Genomic DNA, 26931 nt, shown 5'->3' with positions numbered 1-26931 from the left:
AGACGGAGATCACCTGACCGCCCAACAGGATTTCTGCTGTCCGCGAGCAGGGACTCAACTGTCCGCCAACAAGGATTTTCCAGCGTCCGCTAGCAGCAGTTGCCGGAGGAACCTGGCAGGCGGTTTCGCCGCTGGCGATGTCCTTGATCCGCTACCGCCCGGCGATTGCTGCGAAAGGTGAAAGCAGTGACCGGCTCAGGGAGGTCCGTCGCAACGAAGTCACGATGTGCTGCTGCCTGGTCTCTCAGGAGGCTGGGCAGCAGCACATGTCGTCGGTGCTTGGGTCCTCAATGGTGGCGTGCACTTGTCACGGGCGGGGCGGTTCGCCGGCTTCGGCCTGGTGTTGCGGCGCAGCAGCCGCGTGGCTCTTCCGCCAGACGCTGATGAGGATCCGTGCGGCGACGGCGCCGCCGATCACGATCGCGGCTACGAGAAGGTCGGGTACGGATTCGGTTTCTTGCCGTACCCAGTTTTCAAGCCTGGCCTGGTCGGAGGCTGCGAGGACTCCACCCAGCGACGTGGTGCCGTCGGTGGCCAGGAGCAGGATTCCGATCGTGACGGTGAGCGTACCGCTGATGATCCCGGTCCAGGTGTGGCGCCATCGCCCCACGCTGATTCCGCGCGGGCGGACGAGCTGGCGTACGAACGGCAGCCGTCCCCACAACAGGGCTAGGACGAGCAGGGGAAGGGCCATGCCGGCGGCGAAGACGAGCAAGACGATGCCGCCGTAGAAGGCGTTGCCGCCGACGGCGGCGACGGTCAGCACCGCACCCAGCAGGGGGCCAGCGCAGACGCCGGCGAGGCCGTAGATCGTGCCAAGGGCGTAGACGGATGCTGAGGAGGTTCCCTCCATCCCGCCGCGGGAAAGGACCGGAATCGGGATGTTGGCCAGCATGATCAGCCCGAGCACGATCACCACGGTTGCTGCGACGGTGACGAACATGTCGCGGTGCTGGTTGACGAACGCGCCCAATGTGCCGGCAAGCACTCCCAGGGGCACGAGGGTGGTGATCAGCCCCAGGTAGAACACACCGGTGCGGCTGACCAGCGTGGCAGGGTTGGCGAACGCATAGGAGAAGAACGCCGGTAGCAGCATCACGGAGCAGGGGCTGAGCAGGGTCAACACACCCCCGAGCAATGCGCCGAGCACTCCCAGTTCCACGGGCTACCGCGCCTTCGCGATCGCATCGTCCAGGACCTTGCGGAACACCTCGATCGGCTGCGCTCCGGCCAGCGCGCTGTCGCCGACGACGAAGAAGGGGACGCTGGTGACGCCTAACTGTTCGGCCGTGGCGTGGCTGTCCTGCGCCGCTGCGCGAAGGTCGGCGTCGGTCAGGTCCGCGGTGAAGCGTTCGATGTCGGGAACACCAGCCTTCCGCGCGTAGGCGATCAGTCGCTCACGGGGCAGATCAGGGTGTACGCCCGCGGGGACATCCTTGTGCACCGCGCTGATGTAGGCGAAGAACTTGCCCTGGTTGCCGGCGGCCCGCGCGGCGACGGCGCCATCCGTGGACTGTTCTCCGAAATACGCCACGTCATGAACCTCGATACGAACCTTGCCCGTCCGCACATACTCCTGCAGCAGCGTGGGCAGCGTCTCTCGGGTGAACACCGCGCAGTACGGGCACCGCATATCGGTCCACTGGACTAGGACCACCGGCGCGTCCACGTCGCCGACCGCCATCGAGTCGTTCGGATTGCGACGTACTAGCGTGAAATCACTTGCATTCCTCGCGCCGTTCGCGCTCTCCCCCGGTGAGGGAGCGGTGACAGGGCTTCGGCCGGGTGTGAGCTGGGCGGTCACCACCACACCGAGAAAAACGACGAACGCGGCGAGCACGACGGTGAGGCGCCGGGACCGGCGATGCTCCGCGTACCACACCCGCACCGCCTGGCTGAATCTCTTCACCAGCATAGGATACATGTTGCATCCAACAGGGTGGTCTGGGAGTCAGCAGACTTCGGTGGCCGGAACCCCGGCCAGCAACCCACAGGGACAGGGCGAAACTCGCCGCCCCGCGCACCGGACCGCCATAAAGCGGCGCGCCCACCCTCCAAGCCTGCCGCCACTCGGGGTAGCCGAGGTGGACCGTCCGCCTACCCGAACCGATCAAGCAGGCCCGGACCGACGCAATTTGCTGCGGACGGTGGGCCGCGGTCGAGGCCGTCCAACGTTGCCCCTGCCGAAACCTCATCCACGCGGGTGGGGCTTGACCCCTGATCCTCGACACGGGGGTTATGCGGCCGGGGCCAGCGTAGCCGGTGCCTGTGGGGTTTCAGAATTCCGTCACCCTCGTTGACCTGGCCGGACGTGGTGCCAGCCAACGACCGTCGGGCATGATCGAAATTCGTGTTGCTGCGACTGCTCTACCTCATGTTCTGCCGTATCGCTGGCTGGCTGGCCCTCATCGCCCGGACCAACGCGGCCAAAGACCTCGAGATCCTGGTCCTGCGTCACGAGAACGCGGTCCTGCGCCGGCAGCACCCCAGACCACGTCTGGACTGGACCGACCCCGCAGCGCTCGCGGCGCTGATCAGACTCCTGCCTCGGGCGCTGGAACGCCATCGGCTCGTCACCCCGGCCACCGTCCTTGCCTGGCATCGACGACTGGTGGCCCACCACTGGACCTACCCGGACTCCACGTGGACTGCGCGCTCACCCTGAAGCTTGGGCACCTGCGGGCTGAACCCGATACGGTGCAGCAACAACGACACCCCGCGCAGGGTGTACCGCTGCCGGAACAGCCGGACGATCAACTCCGCCACCCGTGACAGCGTCCAACGCTGGTCCTCGACCCAGCCGTGCACGGCGGGGCCCTCCTCAAGCGCGGCCGCGAGGGCATCGAGCTGGGCGTTGGACAGCCGCCAACCATTACCGGACGGACCTTTCGACGCCAACCCGCCCTCCCCGTCAGCCAGCCACCGCCGCCGCCACACGTACACCGCGTTGTGCGATACCCGAAGCCGTCCGGCGATCTCCGGAACCGGCACGTCCTGCGCGAACATCGCCGTCGCCTGCAACCGGACCGCCTCACGTCGAGCCCGGCCCTCGGCCGTCAGCCCACCACCATCGGGATAGCCCACCCCGAACCAGATACGCCGCCCATCGACCACGGTCACGTCAACACGCCGGACCGCCTCGCTCTAACCCTGACGATTCAACCTCTGTAGCGACGGACCCTTGGATCGCTCGGCAGCCGACGGTTCAATTGTCGGGGTCGAAGGCGCCGTCGAATTCGAAGACGGGGTTAGGGACGTCGCGGCCGTGGCTGTCGGTGAGCATGGCCTGGCCGATGAGCTTCGAGGGCCCGCCGCCAACGTAGGTGGCATCTGACTTCACCTGCACCTCAAACTTGCCGTCCTGTGGTTGTCCGTGGTCGTCGGTGAAGTGGATCATGCAGATCCAGTCGGGGCCGGGTCCGACATCGGGGACCTTGGGGCCGCCGCGGTCGCAGGCGGCCGAGGCGTTGATGCTCGTGACGGTCACTCCGGGCTCGCCGAGGATGTCCGCCCGCTGGGCGTAGAGGTTGGCGAAGGCCGGCCCGATGGCCTGTTCGAGGCGGTCCTTGGTGACGTCGGGCTGACCGCAGCCGGTCAGTGTCCCGACGGCCGCGGCAAGGCCGATGGCCAGTGCGATGGTGCGCGTACGGGTCATGGTCAGCCTCCGGTGATGTCGCGGCGACGCAGGTAGAGGTAGGCGAGGGTCAGGCAGACGACGAGCCATGCGGCGCTCACGATCACGCCGGTGATGATCGGAGCGTGGAACGGATGCGCGGTGAGCAGGCCGTGCCAGGTCTCGAACGGGGTGGTGAGCAGAACACGGCGGGCCTTGTTGAGCCCGCCGAGGCTGCCGACAATTTGCATGATCATCCCGAGGACGACGGGTGCGGCGACGCCGATGGTGGGGTTGCGGGTGGTCACCGACAGCAGGATCGCCAGGGCGGTGAAGCCGAGCACCGGCGCCACGGCGGTGGCCCAGCTTGCGATGACCAGCGGTAGGGCGTGGCCGGCGGGGATGAGTTGGCCGCTGAGCCCGGGCAAGCGCTGGGTGCCGACGACGAGCAGGCTGGTGGTGATGGTGCTGGCGGCGAGCAGCGCCAGCACCAGGAGGTTGAAACCGGCGGCGGTGAGGGTCTTGGCCCAGAAGACCTGGGTACGGCTGACCGAGCGGGTGAGGATGGTCTTCCAGGTGCCGTGCTGGTCCTCGTTGGCGAAGATGTCACCGGCGACCAGGGCAGCGAGCAACGGCAGCACCCACTGGTGGGCGAAGGCGAGCACGAACAGTGGCACCGCGTAGCCGCTGGTGTGGATGTTCCGGCCGTAGATGGTGTCCTTCGGCGGCAGTTGCGTGTTGAAGATCAGCACGATCGCGATCGGGACGATCACCGCGCCGATGAGCAGCGCGCGGCTGCGAGCCTGGGCGGCGAGCTTTGCGACCTCCCAGCGCAGCACCGCGGCGGTGCCGGGCCGGCGGCACGCGGTGGGCGTGCCGGCGAGTACGGCGTTCGTGGTCGTCATCGGCGGGCTCCAGTCGAGATGTCGACGCCGGCGGCCGGATCGGCGGGGGCGGATTCGGTGAGCATGAAGAACAGCGCCTCCAGCGGCGTCTCGTCCCGAGTGAGGCCGCGCAACGCGATACCCGCGTCGACGATGTCGGCGACCAGCGCGTCGACATCCTTCTGGGGCCCACGGACCGCCAGCCCGTCATCGACGACAGTGACCTCCAGCCCGCGGGCCCGGGTCAGCTCGGCGGCCCGGTCGTCATCCGTGCTGGTGATCCGGTGCGCCTGCTCAGGCGCCAGCTCCCGGAGGGCGGCGATCGAGCCGTGGTGCACCACCGACCCGGACTTCATGATCGTCACGTTGTCGCAGATCTGCTCCACCTCGCCCATATCGTGGCTGGAGAGCAGGACCGTGAGGCCGGTATCGGCGAGACGCCGGACCAGTGCCCGCATGTCGCGGATGCCGGCGGGATCGAGGCCGTTCGCCGGCTCATCCAGCACCAGCAGCCGCGGGCTGCGCAGCAGTGCGGAGGCCACCCCGAGGCGCTGCCGCATGCCGAACGAGTAGCCGCGGACCTTGTCGTGCTGTCGGTCGGTCAGCCCGACGACGTCCAGCACGTCGTCGATGCAGGCGGCGGCGTCGCCCCCGTCGAGGCCGGCGAGCAGGCGCAGGTTCTTGCGGCCGCTCAGGGCGGGATAGAACTTCGGGCTCTCGATGAACCCCGCGACCCCGGACAGGGAGTTGACGCCGTGGCGCTGCCACGAGCGCCCGAAGACCTCGAGGGTGCCGGTGTCGGGTCGGATCAGCCCGAACAACATCCGCAGGAAGGTCGTCTTGCCGGCCCCGTTGGGGCCGAGAACGCCGTACACCTCGCCTTGGGCGACCTGCACCGCGATGTCATTGACAGCGGTCAGTGACCCGTAGGTCTTGGTGAGATGGACGGCGTTGACCGCCAGCACATCGCTCATGACCCGGACGTTAAAGATCACACATGAAGCCAGCATGAAACCGGCCGCCGCGTCGGCGGCGGTTATCCGGGCCGGGCCAGTCGACGGGCCAGCCGCCATCCGGCGTAGGCGAGCGCGGCGAGGGCCGCGACGGCGACCACGTACCACTGGAAGCGGTGCAGCTCCGCCACGATGGCCCGTCTGTGCTCCCCGGCGAGGTAGCCGGCGGTCGTCCACACGCCGACCCAGGCGGCGGCACCGAGGGCGTTGTAGAGGACGAAGCGCCGCCACGGCATGCCGGTGGCGCCGGCGATGATCCCGTTGAACTGCCGCAGACCCTCCACGAAACGGGCGACCACGACGAGCTTCGGCCCGTGCCGGCTCATCACCGCCTCCAGCCGGGCGAACCGCTGCGGGGTCAGCCGGACGTAGCGGCCGTAACGCAGGATGAGTCGCCGACCGCCGGTGCGGCCGATCAGGTAACCGATGCTGTCCCCGATCACCGCGGCCAGAAACGCCGTCACCGCGACCCCGACGATGGCCAGCTCCCCGTGCGCCGCGAAGCCGGCGCCGAGGATGATCGCCGTCTCACCCGGCGCGGGAACGCCGAAGCTTTCCACCCCGATGAGCAGGGCGAGGCCCAGGTAGCCGTGGCGTGCCACCAGGCTGGTGAGGAAACCCAGTCCGCTCACACCCGCTCCCTCGCCGTCTCAGGGGCCGTCGCCGCGTCGTCCGAACGCAGCAGTGGACGCAGTGGGGTGCGGTCCAGCCAGTCCAGAGCGGCACCGACCGGCCGGCGGGCGATCCGGTAGCCGAGCAGCGTCACCGCACCGCCGACCGCGAAGCCGGCCAGCACGTCCAGCGGGTAGTGCACCCCGATGTAGATCCGGGCAAAACCCATCACCGCGGCGGCGGCCACGGCCAGCAGGCCGAGCCGCCAGCTGACCAGCAGCAGACCGGCCGCGACGGCACCGGCCATCGTGGCGTGGTCCGACGGGAACGACGGGTCCGCGCTCCGATCGGCCAGCACCAGGATGCCCGACAATGCCGTGTACGGGCGCGGCTCGTGCACGAGCGACACGATCGGCTGGTTCCCCGCCACCGCGAGCAGCATGCCGACGGGCGCCCACACCGCCGCCGGAATCCGGTCACCCGCGCGCCGGGCGATCCACCAGCCGGCCAGCAGCAGTACGGCAAAGAGCACCACTCCGTACTTCGCGTAGCCGGCGAGCGGGGCGTGCATCCACGGCGTCGCCCCGGGCCAGCTCGTTGATCTCCAAGAAAAGCCGGGTGTTCATGCTGCCCCTCCGCCGTCCAGATCAAGGTGCCGACGGTAGGCAGCCGGACATGAAGGCCAGATGAAGATCGTCGACGGTGTGCTGCACTGGTGGCGGGCGTGACGGTCGAGGGAGGCGCGGGTGCGGGTCCTGGTGGTGGAGGACGAGCGGCGGCTTGCCGACCTGCTCGCCCAGGGACTACGCGAAGCCGGACACGCCGTCGACATCCGGCACACCGGCTCCGAAGGGCTACTCGCCGCCGCCACCGGCACCTACGACGCGGTGATACTCGACATCATGCTGCCCGGCCTCGACGGCACGCAGGTCTGCCGCACCCTTCGCCAACAGGGCAACCACGTGCCCGTGCTCATGCTCACCGCCCGCAGCGAGGTCCGCGACCGCGTCACCGGCCTCGACGCCGGCGCCGACGACTACCTGACCAAACCGTTCTCCTTCGACGAACTCCTCGCCCGGCTACGCGCCCTGCACCGCCGCTCCACCGGCCCGCCCACCACCGAGGCCCGCGCCGGCGACCTGCTACTCGACCCCGCCCGCCGGCGGGTGTTCCGCGGCGACACCGAGATCGACCTGTCCGCGCGGGAGTTCGACATCCTCGCCCTGCTGCTGACCCGGGCCGGGCAGTGCCTGACCCGCTACCAGATCCTCGACGAAGTCTGGGACGGCGAGACCGACATCCGCTCCAACGTCATCGACGTCCACGTCGCCACCCTCCGCGCCAAGGTCGACAAACCGTTCGACCGACACGCCATCGAAACCCTCCGCGGCGTCGGCTACCGGCTCCGCCCCGACGGCGGCTGACATGCCGCGACGTCGCCGATGGGGTACGCGGTGGGGCCGCCTGCCGCTGCGCGTCCGACTGGTCGCCGGCTTCGCCGCGGCGATGTTGGTGGTGCTCACCGGCGCGGGGGCGTTCGTCTACCTACGGGTGCGCTACGCCCTCGACCTGCGCCTCGACCAGGACTTGACCACCCAGTCGGCGCAACTCACCGACGCCGCCCGCGCCGGCACGCCGCTGCCTACCGCCGCCCGGACCGGTCCGGGAGAGTACTGGCAGCTCCTCGACACCACCAACCACGTCCTCGCCGCCAGCCCCGGCCTTCCCGCTGGCTCCCTGCTCACCCCCGAGCAACTCCACCGTGCCCTGCGCCAGCCGGTACGAGCCGACCGGGGCACCCTGCTACCCATCAGCCCCCGCCCGTTGCGCCTGTACGCCGTCCCCGTCCAGCCCGGTGCCGCGCCGGCTGCGGGACAGCCCGCGGTCACCGTCGCGGCAGTCCGCCGCGACCAACGCGACGAGGCCCTGCGCGAACTCATCGGCCAACTCGCGCTGGCCAACCTCGCCGCCCTCGCCGTCGCCTCCCTGGTCGGCTACCGCCTCGCCCGCGCCACCCTCGCCCCCGTCGAGCGCTACCGCAGCGAGGCCGCCCGCATCGCAGCCGGCGCCACCGGCGTACGCCTCGCCGTCCCCGCCACCGACGACGAAGTCGCCCGCCTCGGCCGCACCCTCAACGACATGCTCACCGCCCAGGATGCCGCGTTAGATCGGGAACGGCAGTTCATCAACGACGCCAGCCACGAACTGCGCACCCCGCTGACCCTGCTCGCCACCGAACTCGAACTAGCGCTCCGCCGACCCCGCACCACCACCGAACTGGAACAGACCGTACGTAACGCCGCCGCCGACACCGCCGACCTCATCGCCCTCGCCGACGCCCTGCTCACCGTCGGTACCCAACCCGACCAGGACGCCACCGCCCCCACCGTCGACCTCACCGCCCTACTCACGGACCTCGTCGAGCGCTACCGGACCAGCACCGGCGCCGACACGCTGGGCTGCCGAGCCGAGCCGAGCCTGACCGTTCGCGGAGACGCCACGCGCCTCGGCCGGGCCGTCACCAACCTGATCGACAACGCCACCCGCTACGGCGCACCCCCGATCACCATCACCGCCGACCAGGTCGACGCACTGGTCCGCATCAGCGTCCACGACACCGGCACCGGGATGGACCCGGCGTTCCTGCCCCACGCCGCCGAACGCTTCCGCCGCGCCGACACCGCCCGCACCTCACCCGGCACCGGCCTCGGCCTGCCCATCGTCGACGCCATCGTCCGCGCCCACCACGGCGAACTGCGCATCTGCTCCGCCAGCGCCCACCACCGCGTCAACCCCAAGTTCGACGTGCCATGCGAACATCCCCCGCACGGCACCACCGTGACCGTGCTGCTGCCCGCCGCCCGCCCGTGAACTCGCAGTCTCCGCCCGCACGGGGCCGGTGCTCAAGCGCCGAGGGCTAGCGTGGAACGCAGACGGAGGACATGCCACGGCACGCAGGAAGGTCCGTTACCCCTGCTCCGATGCGCTCCACGAGACAGAAGTCGCAGCAGTCCGGTCAGACAGTGCCGGGCGTCCTCACCGGTGCGGGGTCATCGCCCTCTTGGTCAGGATGGTTAGAGCACCGGCTGTTCTGTCACATCACGATGAACTGGCGCGGTCAACCGTTGACCAGCCACGAGGTCATCCTGGAGAGCATCGCGTCGCTCTTGTTCTTCGCCGTTGCGGGGAGCCAGGTGGCACCGTCGTCGGCGGACGCCTCCACCTCGACCCCGGCGATGTCCGGGGTGGCGCCGCTCTGGGAGAGAAATGCCAGGTCGAAGTGGTAGGTGTTGCCTGTACCGTTCGAGAACTCGGTTTTGGCTACGCGGCTTGCTCATACTCGTTGATCAACCCGTGCAGCGTCTTCCTGCGCCGCACCCGCACCGCACCCAGATCGGCGACCGGTGCTGGAAGGGCGTCTCGGTCAGGTGGGCGCTGCCCGCAGCCCTGATGCGGCCGATGTTGGTTGCAGTGCGCAAGGTACTCGCGCAGCACGGCGAGCAGATGCCGACTGTTGTAGATCAAGATCCGGTCCAGGCATTCCCGCCGGACCGTGCGCACCCAGCGCTTTGCGAAGGCGTTCGCCCGCGGCGCCTGTGGGGGTGTGCGGAGCACCTCGACACCGTCGGCGCCGAACACGGCATCGAACATGCCGGTGTACTTGGCGTCGCGATCCCGGATCAGGAACCGGAACCGGTTGGCCCGCTCCCCCAACTCCAGCATCAGGTTGCGAGCCTGCTGGCCACCCACTGCCCGGTTGGGTTGGTTGTGGCGCCCAGCAGGTGGACCCGCCGGGTCGCCAACTCCATCACAAACATCACGTAGATGCGGGCCAGGCCGATCGTGTCCACGTGCAGGAAGTCGCAGGCCAGGATGCCCTTTGCCTGCGCGGTGAGGAACTCGGTCCAGGTCGGGCCGGCCCGTCGCAGCGCCGGCCCGACACCGACCTTGGTCAGGATGGACCAGATCGTGCTCGACGCGATCCGGTAGCCCAGGCCGGCCAGCTCACCCTGGATGCGCCGGCACCCCCAGCTCGGGTTGTCCTGGCCCAGCCGCAGCACCAATTCCCGCACCTCGGCCGTGACCGGTGGGCGGCCCGGCCGCCGCCTCGGGTAGGTCCATCGCCGTGCGATCAGGTTGCGGTGCCAGCGCAACAGGGTGGCCGGGGTGAGGAAGAACGCCGACCACCGCGCCCGTGGAAGCAGCCTTGACAACCCGGCCAACACGGCACGGTCTACCGGTTCCAGATCCATCCGGCGTACCTGCCGACGTAGCACCGCGACCTGGTGCCGCAGCACGAGCACCTCGACCGCGTTGGCGCGCCCACCGCGCGCCAACAGGATGATCGGCTGCAGTGCCTGACGAAGAATCAGGTAGCCGAACGACAGGATCATGACCGGCAGCATGCCACCAGTCATCGATCCCACGGCGGACAAAGTCGCACGTCAGCGCCTGCGGCCGAGTTTCCGAACGGTACAGGGTCCAGTGGCCGACTTCGAGCCTTCGCCGCGGAGAAGTCCACGGCCACGCTCGTCGCCGCCGCCGACATCTACGCCTGATCCGAGGTGCTGCGGTGGTCCCGCGGGTCCTGGTACTCCTGGAAGTCGCGGAAGGCGGCCTGGACGCCGGCCTGGAACCGGTTGCGCGCGCCGAGTTCGGTCATCAGGGTGGCGATCCGTCGGCCCAGCGTGCGATAGCCGACCCCGAGCTGCCGGGCGATCACCTCGTCCGTGCTGCCGGACAGGAGCAGTGCCACGAGCTGCTGCTGTGGGCGTTCGACCTCGCTGTGATCCACATCGGACGCATTGGGCGGCTGGCTGGCCGGCGGGGTGCCCTGGCCGGCATCTGCCGGGTCGAGCGGAGGCTGCGGCACCGGCGCGGCGCGCTCCCACAGTGCATCGAAGAGTTTGCCGAGTGCGACGAGAAGCCCGCTCGGGTACACCACCACCGCGCCCTGGGTGTGCTGGGCCTCGCCGGGTTCGGGCTCGACCTGCAACAGCGCCAGCCGGTCGTCAACCAGGCAGAGGCTGACGGGCAGCGCCGGCAGGGTCCGTGCCTGCGCGCCGGCGGCGGCCAGATCGGTCAGCCGGCTCCGCCCGCCGGGAAGTTCGAAGCAGTCGCGCTGGTAGACCGCGCGGCAGATCATCTGGCCGTACGGCGGCGTCGGCTCGAGCACCACGCCAGGGTCCGGATCGGACGGACCACCGAGGTCGGACGGTCGGACCAAAAATCGCAGCTCGTGCCGGGCGGTCCGGTGCAGTGTCGTGAGCCGCTGCACGACGGCTCTGCGGCCGGTCACCCTCTCGACCACCGTGGGGCGGCGGGCGGCGGCGTGCCCGCGGTAGGCCGTGGCGAGTTCGTCGACGTGCCGGCGGGCCTCGCGCATCTGCCGCTCGTGGGCGAGCAGCAGCGCCTCGATCGCGATGTCCGGCGGTACCGCGGTGTACCGGTCCGGCGGGCCGGGCACCCGGCTGGCCAGGTCCCTGGCCTCCAGCGCGGCGAGTACGTCCGCGAGCGGCTCGGGGCGTTGCCAGGCCGTGGTGAGGTCGGCGACGGTGGTGGGGAGCCGGCCCACCAGCAACTCGTAGGCCGCCTCCTCGGCCGGGGCCAGCCCGATCGCTGCCAGCGTGCCGCGTCCGTCGGCGGCTGTTCCCGCTGCCGAGTCCGGGGCTGAGTCCGGTGCCGGTCGAAGGCCGTCAGGGCTGGGCATCGTGACCCTCCCCTCCTGCGGTGAGCCAGCCGCGGGCGACCGCCCGGTAGCCGGCCTGGAACCGGGTTCGGGCGTCGAGTTCGGACATCATGTCGCTCACCCGACGACGCACGGTGCGTTCGGACCAGCCGAGGTGGTCGGCGATTCCCCGGTCGGTGAATCCGGACACCAGCAGGGACAGCAGGTCGCGGTCCACATCGGGCAGCTCACCCGGCCGGCTCACCTCGGCTTTGCCTTCGCGGATGCGCAGCGGCACCGCGCGTTCCCAGCACAGTTCGAAGAGTGCGAACAGCGCCGCCAGCAGCACCGGGTCACGCACGATCAGCACCCGGTCTGACGGCGCGGTGTCGGTGTCGAGCTGGAGCATCCCGAGTGGCCGGTCACTCAGGATCATCTTCAGCGGAGTCTCGGTGACCCGGGCCTGCTCACCGGCCTCGATGGTCTGGGAGATGGCCGCGACTCGGCCGGGCAGGTCGAGCGCGCCGTGGTCGTACAGCACCCGGCAGGACTTCCCGCCGCGCAGCAGTTCCAGCTCGGTCTGGTTGGGGTCCATCTGGTTCGCTGCGGCGTACGGCGGCGCGTCGCACACACACAGTTCGTGTCGGGCGCTGCGCAAAACGTGAGTGAGGTACCGGTCGATCTCGGCGGCGCCGTGGACGACCTCGACCGGTTCGGTCGGACCGCCGTCGGGCGTGGTGCCGTGAACCTGGTGGAACTGCGTGCTCAGCGTGAGCATGCGTTGGTGGACCTGGGTCAGCTCCTGGCTGCGTGCACCGAGGAGGGCTCCCAGTGCGGTCTGTGGCGGGATGACGGCATACCGCGGCGGGTCCGTGCTGGTCAGGGTGACCAGGTTCAGTTGTCGGAGTCGGGCGAGTGCTGGTCCGGTGTGGTCGGTCCAGGCGTGGTCGGCCGCGAGCCGGGTGAGTTCGGCGTGGGTCACCGGTGGGCGGGCAACCAAGGCTTCGTAGAGGCCCTGCTCCACCGGCGACAGACCGAGGATGCGCAGCACCCGTCCATCATCACGGACGGAGGGAGGGTGTGCCGCCGGTTTTCCTGTGACATCGGACGGGAGCACGAGTCTGGGGTGGCGGACGGTGTGTCCGCCACCCCAGAGGGTGAGTGGATGCTAGATCGCGGCTGCTCCCGTGCCGCTACTGGCCCGCGTGGTGTTCTCCGGCCTTCAGGCCGTAGGCGCGGGTGATGGTCTGGGTGACGGTGTTGCCGGCGGAGTCGACACCCTCGGCGCGGACGCTGACCGCGCCGGTGGTCTTGGACAGTGCCGGGTGGTCGAACGTCGCGGTGTACGTGCCGTCGCGGGCCGCCTGGGTGGTGACCTGCTTCCAGTGCTTGCCGTCGTCGAAGCTGAGCCACAGCTTCAGGCTCTTCAGCGTCGGCTCCGGCCCGGTCAGGTACGGGCTGTGGTACCCGGCGACCGTCACCTGGCGCCGGGTGCCGGCGGGCAGGGTGTTGTCCAGGTCCAGGTCGAAGTCGTACCCGAGGTACAGCTCGTCGGTCGCCTGGCACGGGTCGAGGATCGGATCGGCCCAGCCGTCCTCGTCGTCGACCGGGGTGTGCACGAACCAGCCGCTGCAGTGGATGCCCACCCCTGCCGGCGGGACGGTGGTGAACCCATCGTCACGCCGTTGCGAGGTGAACGTCCGCTCGGTCTGGACGTCGCGGGCGTAGACCTGCTCGGCACGCGGGGTCTGGTACCGCTCGGTCATCCGCAGGTTCGTCTGCTCGGCCGGCAGCATGGCGTAGGGGCTGAAGTACCCGAAGAGGAAGTAGAACCAGAGCCCCTCCTGCACCGGGATCTCGGTGCCGTCGTCCTTGTACAGGTGCAGCTCGGTGCTCAGCTTTCCGTCGGGGTCCCGGGCCCAGGCCAGCTGACCTCCGCCAGCGCCGTTGTTGCTCAGCGCGTGCTGGATGCTGAGCATGTTGCCGTTGCGGCAGGACATGCACATCTGCCAGAGGTAGTCGGCCGTGGCCGGGTCGACCCGGATCGAACCAGGCACCATCGGCTGCTCGCCCCAGTCGCGGACGGTCGAACCTGACCGCGCGACGGCATCGATGTAGCCCTGTGACCAGCCTCGGTAGCCGGTCTCGTAGACGAACTCGGCGTTGTCCAGCCAGACCAGGTCCTTCTGCGCCGGCCCTACGTAGGAGGTCAGGGTGCCGGGCGCCGTCACGTCGAGCCGGTTCTGTCGGAGCAGCTTCGGGCCGGCGAGGATCGGCTGGAACGACACCGCGGCAATACCGGGTGCGTCGGCGTGCAGCCGGTTGTCGATTCGGTACAGCTCCCGGTCGGTCACCGCGTGCGCCCCACCCGGCATCCGGTCGTGCCCGACGAACGTCAGCGGGTACACGTAGGGCGTCGACGCGGTGGCGTTGACGTCGAGGCTGACCGGGCCCTTCGCCAGCATGTCGGCGAGCATCCGGCCCTCGCCCGCGGCGAGGTTCATCGTCGGGATCGGATAGAGCGGCCACCACTGCTCGGTCGCGTACCGGCTGGTCGGGTTGAGGAACGGCCGGCCGAGCGGACCGTAGCCGAGCACCCCGGCCGCACCGGCCCGCTGGGCGTTCTCCACCCGGTCCAGGCCATCGGTGTCGCAGGGGAACCACTCCGAGGAGGGCTCTGCCGGGCAGATGTCGGACAGGTCGAGGAGAACCAGCTTGCCACGGGCGTCGAGGCCCTCGAAGTCGGCCGGCAGGCCGGCTCCGGCGGAGACCAACGGCAGGGTACGCCGCCCGTCCAGCTTTGGTATCTCCGCGTCGGCGATCTGGTAGTGCGGTGTCAGCCTGGTGTGGCCGGCGCCGTGGACGGTCATCGTGACCGGGTCGGCGCCCGACAGGAACTGGGTGTAGGAGGTGAAACTGCCCCGGGTGGCCTGGCCGTTCGGCAGTGTCCACAGGCGGGTCTCGCCGTAGGGCTGGTTGTAGTACTGCTCCAGCTCGAACCGGCTGTTCTCGGTGACGTCCCGGTACCCCAGCGCCATTTGGTAGGGCACGGAGGGCTTGGGAGTGTTGACCGTCACCCGCTGCGCCTTGCGCAGGTCGAAGGTGACCGAGACATCCTTGGTGGCGTCGACGGTGGGGTTGGTGACCAACGCGTGGTTGAACTCGCCGTCGGCGTCCCGCCAGGTCACGTCGGTGCCGATGCTGTACATCCCCGCCACCAGCTCGCCGGTGTGGCTCTGCACCGGGTCGGACAGACCCAGGGGGGTGAACTCGGGCTGGTCGTCGAGCCGCAGCGCGAGGAATCCGCCATAGGTGACGTCGGTGGCGCCCGGCGGGTTGATCACGTTGACCGAGAGGTTCACCGTCTTGGGTTCCTTGAACCCGCCGACTGCGGTGGTCACCTGGATGTCACCGCCGGTGGCAGGGGCGGTACCGGTGGCGTGTACCGAGCCCTGGTAGGTCGTCAACTCGCCCTTTGTGGCGTCGAGCGTGACGGTGACCTCGGCGGTGCCGTGGGCCGGGACGGTCACGGTCGACGGGGTGACGGTGAGTGCGCCGGCGGGGGCCGGGCCGGCTTTGGTGACGAGCGTGGTGGACAGGTCGAGGATGACCGGTGCATCGCCGTCGTTGGCGTAACTCAGCGTCCTGCTGGCCGGGCCGGTCTGCGGATAGGTGAGCAGCCCGAAGTCGACGTTGCCGGTCGCGTACACCTGCTGGGCGGTCGCCCGGGCGACGTCGACCCGGCCGGCGCCCTGGGAGTAGGCGCCGTGGCCGAGGTCCTTGCTGGTGCTGGTGATTACCTGCTTGATTTTCTGCCCGGTCCAGTCCGGGTGTTCCTGGGCGAGGATCGCCGCGGCGCCCGAGACGTGTGGGGTGGCCATCGAGGTGCCCGAGATGGTCGTGTACTTGTCGTCGACGATCGGGCCGAGGGCGGTGCCGTCGGCCTTCGCGGCGGTGATGTTCACACCGGGGGCGGCAATGTCGGGCTTGAGGCCGTAGTCGCCGCGCCGGGGGCCGCGGCTGGAGAAGCTCGCCATCTGGTCCTGCTTGTCGACCGCCGCGACGGTCAGCGCCGCGTCGGCGGCGCCGGGTGTGTTGATCTGCTGGAAGCCCCCGTAGTTTCCGGCGGCGATCACGAACAGGGTGCCGTACTGCGCGGACAGTTCGTTGACGGCCTGGGAAACCGGGTCGGTGCCGTCGGTGACCGCGCCACCGATGCTGATGCTGACGATCTTGGCGCCGGACTGGGCGGCCCACTGCATGCCGGCGATGGTCGCCGAGTCGGAGCCGTAGCCGTCGTTGCGGAGAACCTTGCCGACGATAAGCTCCGCGCCTGGGGCGACACCCTTGTACTTCCCGCCGGACGCCGCGCCGGAGCCGACGATCGTCGACGCCACGTGGGTGCCGTGGCCGTGACCGTCCTTGAACGCCTCGCCGTCGATGAAGCTCTTCGAGTCGAGGACCTTGCCGGTCAGGTCGGGGTGGGTGTCGTCGATGCCGGTGTCGAGCACGGCGATCGTGACGCCAGTGCCGTCGTAGCCGGCCTCCCACGCCTCCGGCGCGCCGATCTGCGGCACGCTCTGGTCGAGCAGGGCCTTGGTCTTGTGGTCCAGCCAGATCTTCGACACCCCGGCGTCCAGCATGGACGCCGCCGCCCTGCCGGCAGGGTTCGGGGAGTCGACTGACGCCCAGAACCGGGCGGCCTGCTTCTTGGTGACCTTCACCGCAGCGGAGCTCACCGCTGGCAGGGCCTTCGGTGTGGCGGTCGCCGGGAGTGCGTCGGTCTTGGTGGACAGTACCTTCGCGTCCCGGGTGGACTTCGGGTACTGCACGATCAGCGGGAGTTCTTTCGATGCGTCGTCGGCGTAGCCGTTGTTCACCAGGTACGCCACGTCGAACAGACCGCGTTCCAACCGCCCTGCGCCGATGAGCCCGCGCGCGTCGGACGGGAAGACGTAGAACGCGTCACCCTCGCGCAGGTGTGTGAACGACACCGACCGGCCGCCGGCCCGGGGTGCCGCGGCCACCTCCACCTGCGGCGCACCACCGTTGGCACCGGGCAGGTAGGACACCACGTCACCGGTGACCAGGGTGACCTTGGTCGCACCGGCGAGCGGGGTGCTAGTCGCCGGCAGCGGCGATTCGCCGGTGGACGCCGCCCCGGCCGGGCTCGCTGGCGCGGTCGAGGCTGGCACGGTCAGCGGAGGCGCCGCCGTGCCGGTCGGCCCGGTCGCGGCCACCAGCGCGAGTACTACCGCGCCGGTGACCGCTGCCCGCAGCCGCCAACGTTGAGAACGCATGAATGAAACTCCTCGGCGAACATGGGGTGAATCAGGAGGGGGCCGGCCAGCGACTGACGATGACATTCGGTACCGCTCGGTGGAAGGTCGCGGGCAGGCCGGTTGGCGCCAATGGCAAGAACCGGCCTCGGGAACCGAGCCGGTCCGGAACGTGTCAGGGGATTGAGGCCAGCGGGTAACTGGTCAGGTGCCCGTGTTGACCGAGGCGTGACTATGCGGCGCTGGGCATCCATGGGTTGCCCTCGGTGAGCATGACGAGGGCTTCGAGGGAGTGCTTGCTGTGTTTCGCTGCGGTGGGCAGGTAGCTGCGGATCGCGCAGAACTGTTGGGCGCCGAGCAGGGTGCGTAGGCATCCGGACACTTTCTGCCTCAGCTTGATCATGCGGATGTCGCGTTCGGATCCGTTGTTGTCGGCCGGGATCTGCCAGTTGCGGGTGAAGCGTAGGTAGTCGTCTTGGCGCCTGAGCAGGCGGCGGGCCAGGGCGTTGTGCTTCTTCATCAGCTTGCCCGAACGGGTTGCGGTCTGCTCGATCCCGATCAGTACGGCGGATCGGTACCGAGTGACCTGCTCGGCCAGCGCCTGCTCGTCGAGACGATCGCGGCCGGCCTCGGTGGCGTCGGCGACGAGGCGCTGCATCGCCACGAGGGCGTCGCCGGCTTGGGTGGCCCAGCACCATTGACCGGGCGAGGTGACATCCGCGACGGCCTGCGACTCCCGCTGCGCGTGGGCACAGCACAGCTGGTGCTCAGGGGCGAGGTAGGTGTCGTAGGGTGCCCACGCGTCGTGTACGGCGACCCCACGAAACCGCCCGAAAACACCAAGGTCGTCGATACCCGCTATGCCGCGCTTTCGGTGAAGGTGACCAGGGTGTACTTGTCGGTGCGGGCGCAGTGCACCCAGTGCAGCTTGCCCGCCACCCGCAGCCCGGTCTCGTCGAACCCGACCACCTCGGCCTGCACCAGCCGTCCCCGCACGACAGTGAGGAACTCCTCCAAACCCGCAGCGGCGCGGGCGGTGAGCGTGGCGACGGTGCCGGCCGACAGTGGGACACCGAACAACTCAGCCAACGCCTGCGCGGTGCGCTGTCTGGACAGGAACTGCCCGACATACAGATAGACGACAACCGCAGCGATCCGCGGCCCGTACTGCACTGGAGCGTCTACCCCCGCTGGTGCGTTGCCGCGGGTGCGGTGCCCGCACGCACACTCACGCTCGATGAGCTGATACTCGGTCACCTCAATCTTCACCGGGGGCAGATCGAAGCACTGGCGCCGTTCGACCGCGGTGACCGGCCGCCCTACCAGCGACCGCCCACAGCCACCGCATGGTCCCGGCTCGTGGAGCACCTCGTGGTCGGGCCGATCCACCTGCCGCAGCGTGGTGCCCTCATGTCCCGGCTGCCCACCCGGTTGGCGGCGGGTCTTTCCGCGTAGCGACCGGGTCTTCGGCGCGGCCTTGGCCAACCCATCCAACGACGGCGGCTTGCTGGAGTTGCTGGAATTGGCGGCCAGCCGCGCTTCCAACTCGACGATCCGTGTCCGCGCCTGCTCCAGCTCAGCACGGGTGACGGTCAGCTCCTCACGAAGCGAAACGACCAGCGCGACAAGCACCTCAACCGAGGGCGGCGGCAGATCGCCCGGCACAACCAGACACTACGACGGCAGCAGCACAATCCCTGACACCACACCAAACCCGGAGCGTCAACCACAACCCGGACCTGCACAGACGATCTCAGAGACCTGACCAGTTACCCGGGGGCTTGACCCCGCGCTGACAACATGAAGTCCAGGCACCGCCCTGGCCGGCCGTCGAACCGTCACTACTGAGGTACGCAAGCGGGTACGCCGACGTGTGCCCGCGCTCAGCCGGCTGACCGGATCTGGCGCGTCACAGCGGTTCGACGACCTCCGACTCGTTGGGGATGCCCTGCTCGACCAAGACCGGCGGCCCACCGGGTCGACGCCACACCCGATACTGGCGGAAGGACATGGGGAGGCCACGCGCGGTGAACGGATCCGCAGAATCCATGACCTGGATATGCAGGTGCGGCTGCGTAGAGTTGCCCGAGTTGCCGCAGACGGCCAACTCCCGGCCGGCCGCGACCGACTCGCCCTCACCCACTCGGATCGAACCGGCGCGCAGATGGGCCAGCACGACATACCCGCCACGATCCTCCAGCTCGAGGATCACATGGTTGCCCGCGATGGCGCCCGCGCCCCCGCGGACCCGGGCCGCCTGGGTCAGGGCGTAGGGCACCAGCGCGAGCTGCGACCGCCGCGCCACGTGGTCCGCCTCGCCGTCGTGGACCGACACCACCCTGCCGGCCGCAGGCGCGAGGATGGGCTGACCGAACGCGAAGAACCGCTCCACCGGCTCCGTCGACAACAGCGTGCGCCAGTCCCGCGTGGTCGCCGTGCGCCGACCCCTTACGGCGATGAAGTCCATGGCGTACGTCGTGGCAAACAGGTGGGTACCGTGGCTCGGCACGCGCCGCGCCGGGCTGTTCCGCGCGAGCCACGTGCCGCGAAACGGCAGCGTGAGCACGACGTGGTCGAGTGTGGACATCGCCAGCCCTCCCGTGTCACCTACTCGTGGCCAGCCACGAACTCTACCGGTGCACGCCGTGAGCTGTTCCGGTCGCAGCGTACGACCTGATCCTCACCGGGCAGATCTGACCGCGGTACTCCGGGCCTGCGGTGAGGGTCGGTTCGGTCCGGGGACCGGGAGCCGGCCGTCAGGCATGTTCTGGGACGCCTGTGCGGACATCGCACGGCGTCGGTTGCAGAGTCAAAACGTCAGGACCCGGGACGCAGCGCCGCGAGCTGGATCTGCAGCGCCAGCCGTGTTCGCGGCGACTCGAGATCGATGTGGACGACCTCAGCGAGGCGGCGCATGCGGTGCCGGAGCGTGTTGGGATGCACGTGTAGCTCCCGGGCAGCCTTCTTCGGGTCGCCCTGCTGTTCGAGCCAAGCGGCGACCGTGGCGACATAGTCAGTGCCGTGCTTCCGGTCATGGGCGACGAGGTCGGGCAGCGGTCCGCCGACCAGCAGGTCAACCTGCGGCACCGCGGCGACCACGCGGTGTACGACCACCTCGGCCCAGACGTCCTCGAACCGCAGCACTGAACCTCGCTGTCGAGCTGAGCCGTGCAGCGTGAGCAGCTCCGCTGCCTCGGCGCGTGATCGCGGCAGGTCGGTCAGATCCATGGCGACGCTGCCGGACGCGGCGCACAACCCTGGGTCGTGCGCGGCGATGTCGTGAATCAGCCCCTCCATCCAGAGCCAGGAGCCGGGCACCTCGCCCCCGTCGGCCAGGACGGCGAACAGGACGTCTCCGACGTCCGCGATCAGCGGCTGGCGCCAACCGTGACGGCGGGTGATTGACTCCCACAGGGCCAGGTTGTGCACCATCTCCCCGGTCCCGCCGTGCGCCCCGAGCGCGACAACCCGCCACGGACCCTTGGGGAGGCCCAGTTCCTCCTGGCCTATCCGGCTGGGGGCCCGCAGGGCGGCCCTCAGCCGCTCCGCCGACACCCGGCGCGCGACATCAGCCTGCACACGGAGGCGAAGCAGGTGAAGCGCCAGCCCGGACGCCACGCCCTGGAGATCGCGCAAGCGGTCGTCCGGCACCGGACCCTCTACGACGGCCCAGATCGAGCCGAGCAGCTCACCTCCGGCACGGATCGGGATCACGAGCCGGGGCAACGTCCCGTCCGGGCCCTGCGGCACGAAGATCAGCTCGCTACCCTTCGTCAGCTTGCGGAAAACGCCACGGGAACGGAAGTGCGCGATCACGTCGCCGGGGGCGCGTCGTCCGACAATCGTCGAGACGCGCGCCGGGTCGGTGCGGTCTTGACGCGACGAGTAGGCGAGTACCCGGGACTGGGCATCCTCGATCGTCACCGGTGCGTCGACGATGGCGGCGGTCGCGTCGGCCAGGGCGAACAGTTCGTCGTACACTCCGGGTTCTCCGGTCTCGGCCGAGCCGGGCGCGGCGGCCCTGTCGATCACCCCTCGGAGCAGCCAGACGAGCTGGGCCCACGACCCGTGGCTCTGCAGCTCGACCAGGGTGAGGTTGCGGTCGGCGGCGGACGACATCACGTCGGGGTGCGAGGCAAGCGGAGGCTTGAGGACGAGGCCGGCCGCCGCAGCCTTCGCGCTGCGCTCGATGACGACGACCGCCTGGTCTGGTGTGGCGATGCCCGCACCGAGGACGAGGTCCCCGCTCTGCCCGGCCGATGCTTCGTCGAGTTCGGCGAGGGTCACATCGCGGACCTCCGCCTCGTTGGCGCTGACGACGATCTTGAGCAACGCGGCGCCGACGGCGTCCACCATGCCAGCCACGGTGATCATAACTAGATTATGCCTCGGCATTGTTTGTTTCGGCCAATCGTGGGATTGAACGTTGGCCTGCCAGAACAATGACGTCCCGTCACGGTGGCGACAGGATTGGGCCCAATCTCAGTTGCTTAGAAGGAGACAACGGGTGCCTGCCATCGAGTCCTTGCCCGCCCCCCAGCGCGTCGCCGTCATCGGCGCGGGGATGGTCGGGCTGGCCACCGCCTGGTTCCTGCAGGAGCAGGGGGTACAGGTCACCGTGCTGGACCGCACGGGTGTGGCGGCGGGCGCGTCGTGGGGCAACGCGGGCTGGCTCACCCCCGGCATCACCACTCCCCTGCCGGAGCCGGCGGTGCTCCGCTACGGGCTGCGCGCCGTCCTGAGCCCGTCGTCGCCGGTCTACGTGCCGCCGCGCGCGGACGCTCGGCTTCTGCGGTTCCTGGCGGGCTTCGCGCGGCACAGCACCCCCGCAAAGTGGCGGTCCGCGATGCGCGCCTACATTCCGATGAACCAGCGCGCGTTCGAGGCGTTCGACGCCTTGGGGGCTGGCGGGGTCGAATCGATGACGAACGAGGCGAAGTCGTTCATCGCGGCGTACCGGACCGAGGCCGAACGGTCGGTCCTTCTGGATGAGCTGGGGCACATTCACTCCGCGGGTCAGGAGATCGAGTTCGACGTCCTGACCGGGGCCGAGGCGCGTGAGGTGGAACCCTCGCTGTCGGACAGCATCGGCGCCGCCATCCGCCTGCACGGTCAGCGGTTCATCGACCCTGGGCACTATGTCCACGCGCTCGCTGCCTCCGTTCGCGCGCGCGGCGCATCGCTGGTGACCGGGGCGGACGTCGTGAACGTTCACGACGAGGGGGCAGGGGTCCGAGTGGTGACCGCTGCCGGCGCGGATGAGACCTTTGACGCGGTGGTGCTGGCAACCGGCACGTGGCTCGGTGGGCTGGCCCGACGGTTCGGGGTCCGGACCGTCGTGCAGGCCGGTCGCGGGTACAGCTTCAGCATCGCGATGGAGCACGTCCCGGCCGGTCCGGTGTACTTCCCCGCACAGCGCGTCGCGTGCACGCCCCTGGGGGACCGGCTCCGTGTCGCCGGGATGATGGAGTTCCGCAGCGCCGACGCGCCGCTGGACCGTCGCCGCATCCTGGCTATCGCCGAGGCCGCACGGCCGCTGCTGCGGGGCGCCGACCTGGACACCCGCGTCGACGAGTGGGTCGGGGCGCGCCCCTGCACCCCTGACGGACTGCCGCTGATCGGCCGGACCAGGTCGCCGCGTGTCTTCGCTGCCGGCGGCCACGGCATGTGGGGCATCACCCTCGGCCCGCTCACCGGCAAGCTGCTCGCCGAGCAGATCACCACCGGCCGACAGCCCGCGGAACTCCAGCCCTTCGACCCACTGCGCTGACGCGCCACCTCGTCGTGTCGGCGGTCGCTCGCGGTCGCCGGCGCACCGTCACGCCGATTGTCGCCCCGCCGACCCGGCGGCATCCCGGCCAGCGCCGCCCGCCACCATAACGGCCGGCATTCACACGAACGGCACCAGCGGGCGGAGCGCAACAGCGCTCCGCCCGCTGGCGTATCTGAGCGGGAGGGAAACCCGACGTGTACGTCGTAAGCAGGCAGGACGAGCTGGGTGTGCTGCGGATCGTCCTGGAGGAGCAGTACGAGCGGCACAGCACCCAGCTGGCGCTGCTGGCCCGGCAGACCCGCCAAACGCCCTGTGATGCGACCGACCTTGAGGCCGCTTCCGCATTGACCGCCGCGTCGCGACGAGCCCTCGGCGACATCGCCCGGGCACTGCACTATCTTGAGCAGGGCCGCTACGGAACCTGCGAGGGATGTCACTGCGACATCCCGATCGAACAGCTGGCGCTCCGGCCGTCGGCCCAGTTCTGCCCCACTTGCGAACCCCGCCCTGCAAGGTCACCACGTAACCGTGCGTCTGCCAACCGCTTTGCCTCTGACGCGGCACCGAGAACGTGACCGCCTCGGACACCGGTGGTGCAGGTGATCTCCTCAGCCCGGCCGGAGTGGATCTTCCCGTTCACCGGCCTGGAGCCCGCGCAGTTTCGCCGGCTGCTCCGCCTGGTCGCCGAACGCGGCGGGGACGCCATCACCGATGGCCGACCGGGCCGGAAAGTGGGCCCCTGACCTGTCGGACCGCATGCCGCTGGTGGCCGTGTCGACCTCGACAGGATCATCGTCCTGCCCAGGCATGAACCCGACATGCCCGCCTCGACCAATCGGAAGCCCTGAACCAGGAATCATCAGGTGCGGGGGTCGCTGTCGGACGGCCCTGCCGGGGATCGCCGGGCGAGGTGGGTGCGGTAGATCTCGACGCCGACGACAAGATCCTGCCATGGCATGCCGGTCCCCTTGAACAGCCGCGGTCCGCCGGCGGGCAACTGCACGCGACCGGTCACCACGTCGCGCAGCGGATACAGGCTCTCCTTCCGGATGACGCCGGCGGCCAGCGGAATGACGATGTCACCCGCCTCCCGCAGGGTGCTGGCGAGCGACTCGACGACCACGTGAGAGCGAGCAACGAGGCTGTCGTCGACCTCGCGCATGCGCGGCGAATGCGAGCCGATCACGACGACGACGGCGTCGGCCTTGACCAGGGCACCGTCGAAGAGCGGCGTCGGCGCGCTGGTGCAACAGCAGATGATGTCCGCCCGCCTCACCGCGTCAGTGGACGAGCCGGGATCGACCACCCGTACCGGAACGCCCGTTCGGTCGAACCGCGCGGCGAGCCGGTCGCGCCGCAGGCTGTTCCGTCCCACGAGTGAGACTTCGCGGATCTCATGCAGCGTGAGCATCGCCTCGACGTGGGCACGCGCCTGGGTGCCGGTACCGAACACCGTGAGCCGCATCGGGTCGCCGGCCGTGCGGGGTAGGAGGTGTCGCACCGCGAGTGCGGACACCGCCGGGGTGCGCAGGTTTGTCAGGGCGGTGCCGTCGATGATGGCCGCCGGGCGTTGCCCCGGGCCCTCGAAGAGAACGAAAGTCCCCTGGATGAGCGGTAGGCCTCGGCGGGCGTTGTCGGGGGTGCTGGTGAGCAGCTTGCAGCCCGAGTGACCGCCCCGGGTGGCGGGCATGATCAGCAGCTCGCCGGCCTGCGTGGCCACCCGCGAGCGGGGCGTCTCCCGCTCCGGGTCGAGGCCCTCGCGAAGAGCGGTTTCCAGGGCGTCCACCGCGACCCGGATCGAGGTTTCCGCGACGGCATCCTCGGCGATCAGGTGCATGCCAGCGAAGGACGGAGCCGGGAGAGTCGAATCGGTCACGGTGGCCTCCTGCGACGAACGGATGAAGGGACTCCTGGCGTCCCGGCGGGCGACCGCGTCGGATCGTTCGGAGATGACGTGCCGGATGCCGCGTTGCCGCAACACCCGGCCGGCCGCGTCCGTCGACCGCGAGGTGGATCTTCATGGTCGGCCCACTGCGGGATGGGCCGACAGCCTCACCGTCCTGCCCACGCAGAAGGCCAGCATGGCCGGCCCGAGCCACCAGGCGTCGCCGCACGCGGTGACACCCGGGCCGGCAGCGGTGGTCAGCGGTGGTGGCGGATGCGTTCCCAGGCGCTCGGCGGTTCCATACCGGCACTGGTGCGCAGCGCCGTGCCGACCGGCTTGCCGCCGGCGTTGACGGTGAGCTTGCCGTGTTCGGCACCGGCCGCGATCCGCGACGGCACGGCCGGGATCTGGGCGTCGATCCGCACCTTCCGGCCCGGCCAGCCGACCACCTCGACCTTCTCGGCGGCGTTGATGGTGGTGCCGGCCCCCAGCGGGCCGCGTACGGTGGCAACCTGCTCGCCGGCCTCGACCAGCGTGTGGACGGCGAGCCCGGCCGTCGTCGACCGCAGCAGCGACCGGGTCACCGCGAACACCCGGTCCAGTTGGACCGGGGTGTTGGCGCCGGGCTGGCCCAGTACGGCACCGACGATGGTGAGCTTCCGGCCGCCGACGTTGACCACCGCCGCGAAGACGAGGCAGCCGCCGGCCTCGTCGGTGGATCCGGTCTTGATTCCCACCACGCCGTTGCGGCCGACCAGCTCGTTGTAGTTCTTCACCGTACCGGCCACCGGCAGGGTCGCCTGCTTCTGCTTGACGATCTCCGCGAACGCCGGCAACGCCATCGCCTTGCTCGCCAGGATCACCTGGTCCCGTGCAGTACTCACGGTGTCGGGGTCGAGGCCGGACGGGTCGGTGTAGTGAGTGCCGGACATGCCGAGTCGGTCCGCGGTGGCGTTCATCTTCTCGACGAACGCGGCAACGCTGCCGGCGTCCCAGGCGGCGAGGATGCGCGCCATGTTGTTCGCCGACGGCAGCAGTACCGCCTGCAGCGCCTGCCGTTCGGTGATCACCTCACCGGCCCGCACCTCGACGAGCGACTCGCCGCGCGCCTTCTCCGCCGGGTACGCGGCGGCCTGCTCGGCGCTGACTGTGAGCTCCGGCCCCTGCTCGCCGACGGCGAGGGGGTGCTCGGTCAGGATGACGTAGGCGGTCATCACCTTCGTCACGCTCGCGATCGGCAGCGGCTTCGATCCGCCGGAGGTGCCGAGCGTGCCGAGCCCATCGATCGAGATCATCGCCTGGCCCGAACGCGGCCAGGGCAGTCGCGGCGCCGCACCGGGGATGGTCATCGACGCGGGCAGGGTCAGCTCGACCGTCGGGTTGGGCAGCGGGTGCCGCAGCGGCGTGACGGCGTACAGCGCGCCGCCCAGGAGCAGCAGCGCCAGCAGACCGCTCAGCACCCACGGCACGTGCCGCCGGCCGCGCCGGCCCGGCGGCGCTGGCGGTATCCGGCTGAACTCCACGGTCGGCATTTCCGTCGGACCGTACATCGTATTTCCTCCCCCGTGACACGCTCCTGCATAAGGCGGTGAGCATAGGTAATGCCCACCGCCTTCGCTACGACGATCAGCGGGTACGGGATCGGGCCGCCCACGCTGCCCGCCGCCAACGCCGGTGGTCACCCGCCCGGGTCGCGGCCAGCTCCACGACGAACTCGCCGGTAACGCCCTCGCCGGCGTTGACCAGCCCGAGCAGGGTCGACAGTCCGGAGCCCAGGTCGTCGTCCCAGCGACCGATCAGCGCCCGGTTGCCCGCCGCGCCGTACGTCTGACCCGTCCGGCTGTTGTCCGCCAGGGCGGCCTGCATCGAACCGTCCTGGGTGAGCCCGGCGGCAAACTCCGACCCGAGTTGGTGCATGGCCGCTTCGATCTTGTCCACCTCGGGAGTCTGCCATGCGGCGGCCATGGGGTCACGGGCGCGCGTCGCGTTGTCACGGCTCCCCCCGGCCGACGCTGTCGGACAGGTGATCGACACATCGAGGTATGGAAGATCATGAGATCGTGATCCAGCCCGGAGGCAACGGATGCTGTCCGCCGGCACACCGCCGGCGGAGAAATAGACGAACGTGCAACGGCTTCGACCGAAAGCGTCGACGGCCGGCACGATGCGGGGATCCCCCCAAAGATCATGAGTGTCATGATGTG

22 protein-coding genes and 5 pseudogenes are annotated in these 26931 nt (G+C 69.8%); 7 read left to right on the top strand and 20 right to left on the bottom strand.

The features are described from left to right. Positions 1–307 precede the first annotated feature (307 nt). Both ABZ807_RS13950 and ABZ807_RS13945 read right to left on the bottom strand, forming a co-directional pair. On the bottom strand, positions 308–1162 hold the full coding sequence (locus ABZ807_RS13950; RefSeq protein WP_357156505.1) for a cytochrome c biogenesis protein CcdA: 855 nt from the start codon (positions 1160–1162) through the stop codon (positions 308–310). Between the two features lie 3 nt (positions 1163–1165). After that, complete coding sequence (locus tag ABZ807_RS13945) at positions 1166–1909, bottom strand: thioredoxin domain-containing protein (RefSeq protein ID WP_357156503.1); 744 nt, start codon at positions 1907–1909, stop codon at positions 1166–1168. Positions 1910–2350: 441 nt separating this feature from the next. Here ABZ807_RS13945 and ABZ807_RS13940 point away from each other — a divergent pair. After that, positions 2351–2635: pseudogene (locus ABZ807_RS13940) on the top strand (helix-turn-helix domain-containing protein); the annotation flags it as partial. Here ABZ807_RS13940 and ABZ807_RS13935 read toward each other — a convergent pair. The 6 genes from ABZ807_RS13935 to ABZ807_RS13910 all read right to left on the bottom strand — a co-directional run bounded on the left by ABZ807_RS13935 (position 2629) and on the right by ABZ807_RS13910 (position 6693). Next, positions 2629–3084 (bottom strand): winged helix-turn-helix domain-containing protein, encoded by a 456-nt coding sequence (locus ABZ807_RS13935; RefSeq protein ID WP_357156523.1) that lies wholly within the window; start codon positions 3082–3084, stop codon positions 2629–2631. The pseudogene ABZ807_RS13940 and the gene ABZ807_RS13935 sit on opposite strands and share 7 nt — an antisense overlap. Positions 3085–3205: 121 nt before the next feature. Continuing rightward, the gene (locus tag ABZ807_RS13930; protein WP_357156501.1) at positions 3206–3655 is read right to left on the bottom strand and encodes a hypothetical protein; all 450 of its coding nucleotides are present in this window, start codon (positions 3653–3655) and stop codon (positions 3206–3208) included. 2 nt (positions 3656–3657) lie between these two features. Continuing rightward, a complete protein-coding gene (locus ABZ807_RS13925; protein WP_357156499.1) occupies positions 3658–4518 on the bottom strand; it encodes an ABC transporter permease in 861 nt (286 codons plus the stop codon). Continuing rightward, the gene (locus ABZ807_RS13920) at positions 4515–5471 is read right to left on the bottom strand and encodes an ATP-binding cassette domain-containing protein (RefSeq protein ID WP_357156497.1); all 957 of its coding nucleotides are present in this window, start codon (positions 5469–5471) and stop codon (positions 4515–4517) included. The genes ABZ807_RS13925 and ABZ807_RS13920 overlap by 4 nt, the downstream gene beginning before the upstream one ends. A 62-nt stretch (positions 5472–5533) precedes the next feature. Beyond that, entirely contained in the window at positions 5534–6142 is a 609-nt protein-coding gene (locus ABZ807_RS13915; RefSeq protein WP_357156495.1) for a DedA family protein, read from the bottom strand. Further along, positions 6139–6693 (bottom strand): phosphatase PAP2 family protein, encoded by a 555-nt coding sequence (locus ABZ807_RS13910; protein ID WP_357156493.1) that lies wholly within the window; start codon positions 6691–6693, stop codon positions 6139–6141. Before ABZ807_RS13910 ends, ABZ807_RS13915 begins: the two co-directional genes overlap by 4 nt. Before the next feature lie 175 nt (positions 6694–6868). Between ABZ807_RS13910 and ABZ807_RS13905 the strand changes: the two genes are divergently transcribed. From ABZ807_RS13905 to ABZ807_RS13895, 3 genes and pseudogenes are all read left to right on the top strand, one after another. Beyond that, a complete protein-coding gene (locus ABZ807_RS13905) occupies positions 6869–7546 on the top strand; it encodes a response regulator transcription factor (RefSeq protein WP_357156491.1) in 678 nt (225 codons plus the stop codon). 1 nt (position 7547) lies between these two features. Continuing rightward, positions 7548–8993 (top strand): HAMP domain-containing sensor histidine kinase, encoded by a 1446-nt coding sequence (locus tag ABZ807_RS13900; RefSeq protein WP_357156489.1) that lies wholly within the window; start codon positions 7548–7550, stop codon positions 8991–8993. Positions 8994–9196: 203 nt separating this feature from the next. Then, positions 9197–9286, top strand: a pseudogene (locus ABZ807_RS13895) (hypothetical protein); the annotation flags it as partial. 157 nt (positions 9287–9443) lie between these two features. Here the strand turns inward: ABZ807_RS13895 and ABZ807_RS13890 are convergent. The 8 genes and pseudogenes from ABZ807_RS13890 to ABZ807_RS13855 form a co-directional block, all read right to left on the bottom strand. Then, positions 9444–9845 (bottom strand): integrase core domain-containing protein, encoded by a 402-nt coding sequence (locus ABZ807_RS13890; RefSeq protein ID WP_357156486.1) that lies wholly within the window; start codon positions 9843–9845, stop codon positions 9444–9446. Beyond that, the gene (locus ABZ807_RS13885; protein ID WP_357156484.1) at positions 9845–10540 is read right to left on the bottom strand and encodes a helix-turn-helix domain-containing protein; all 696 of its coding nucleotides are present in this window, start codon (positions 10538–10540) and stop codon (positions 9845–9847) included. Before ABZ807_RS13885 ends, ABZ807_RS13890 begins: the two co-directional genes overlap by 1 nt. A 131-nt stretch (positions 10541–10671) precedes the next feature. Further along, positions 10672–11832 (bottom strand): helix-turn-helix domain-containing protein, encoded by a 1161-nt coding sequence (locus ABZ807_RS13880; protein ID WP_357156482.1) that lies wholly within the window; start codon positions 11830–11832, stop codon positions 10672–10674. Next, entirely contained in the window at positions 11819–12841 is a 1023-nt protein-coding gene (locus ABZ807_RS13875) for a LuxR C-terminal-related transcriptional regulator (protein ID WP_357156480.1), read from the bottom strand. Before ABZ807_RS13875 ends, ABZ807_RS13880 begins: the two co-directional genes overlap by 14 nt. A gap of 142 nt (positions 12842–12983) precedes the next feature. Further along, positions 12984–17090 (bottom strand): S8 family serine peptidase, encoded by a 4107-nt coding sequence (locus tag ABZ807_RS13870; protein ID WP_357156478.1) that lies wholly within the window; start codon positions 17088–17090, stop codon positions 12984–12986. Positions 17091–17301: 211 nt separating this feature from the next. Continuing rightward, positions 17302–18701 (bottom strand): annotated as a pseudogene (locus ABZ807_RS13865) (IS66 family transposase). A 277-nt stretch (positions 18702–18978) separates the two neighbouring features. Further along, positions 18979–19656 carry a M23 family metallopeptidase gene (locus tag ABZ807_RS13860; RefSeq protein WP_357156476.1) on the bottom strand — a complete coding sequence of 226 codons (678 nt, stop codon included), beginning with the start codon at positions 19654–19656 and terminating at the stop codon, positions 18979–18981. A 230-nt stretch (positions 19657–19886) separates the two neighbouring features. Continuing rightward, positions 19887–21443 carry a helix-turn-helix domain-containing protein gene (locus ABZ807_RS13855; RefSeq protein WP_357156474.1) on the bottom strand — a complete coding sequence of 519 codons (1557 nt, stop codon included), beginning with the start codon at positions 21441–21443 and terminating at the stop codon, positions 19887–19889. A 133-nt stretch (positions 21444–21576) separates the two neighbouring features. On the opposite strand from ABZ807_RS13855, the gene ABZ807_RS13850 reads away from it, so the two are divergent. The 3 genes and pseudogenes from ABZ807_RS13850 to ABZ807_RS13840 all read left to right on the top strand — a co-directional run. Further along, positions 21577–22839 carry an FAD-dependent oxidoreductase gene (locus ABZ807_RS13850; RefSeq protein ID WP_357156472.1) on the top strand — a complete coding sequence of 421 codons (1263 nt, stop codon included), beginning with the start codon at positions 21577–21579 and terminating at the stop codon, positions 22837–22839. Between the two features lie 197 nt (positions 22840–23036). Beyond that, a complete protein-coding gene (locus ABZ807_RS13845) occupies positions 23037–23417 on the top strand; it encodes a hypothetical protein (RefSeq protein WP_357156470.1) in 381 nt (126 codons plus the stop codon). 18 nt (positions 23418–23435) lie between these two features. Further along, positions 23436–23613, top strand: a pseudogene (locus ABZ807_RS13840) (IS5/IS1182 family transposase); the annotation flags it as partial. A gap of 88 nt (positions 23614–23701) precedes the next feature. Here the strand turns inward: ABZ807_RS13840 and ABZ807_RS13835 are convergent. The 4 genes and pseudogenes from ABZ807_RS13835 to ABZ807_RS13820 form a co-directional block, all read right to left on the bottom strand. Beyond that, a complete protein-coding gene (locus ABZ807_RS13835) occupies positions 23702–24718 on the bottom strand; it encodes an ornithine cyclodeaminase family protein (protein ID WP_357156469.1) in 1017 nt (338 codons plus the stop codon). A 106-nt stretch (positions 24719–24824) separates the two neighbouring features. Then, positions 24825–24905, bottom strand: a pseudogene (locus ABZ807_RS13830) (IS5/IS1182 family transposase); the annotation flags it as partial. A 79-nt stretch (positions 24906–24984) separates the two neighbouring features. Next, positions 24985–26259 (bottom strand): D-alanyl-D-alanine carboxypeptidase, encoded by a 1275-nt coding sequence (locus ABZ807_RS13825; RefSeq protein ID WP_357156467.1) that lies wholly within the window; start codon positions 26257–26259, stop codon positions 24985–24987. Positions 26260–26353: 94 nt separating this feature from the next. Continuing rightward, positions 26354–26665, bottom strand: coding sequence for a hypothetical protein (locus ABZ807_RS13820; protein ID WP_357156465.1), 312 nt, complete (start codon positions 26663–26665; stop codon positions 26354–26356). Positions 26666–26931: the final 266 nt, after the last annotated feature.

The organism is Micromonospora sp. NPDC047548 (assembly GCF_040642975.1).
Classification (GTDB): domain Bacteria; phylum Actinomycetota; class Actinomycetes; order Mycobacteriales; family Micromonosporaceae; genus Micromonospora.
The sequence above is the reverse complement of the archived record's forward strand: the minus strand, read 5'-3'. Positions and strand labels throughout refer to the sequence as shown.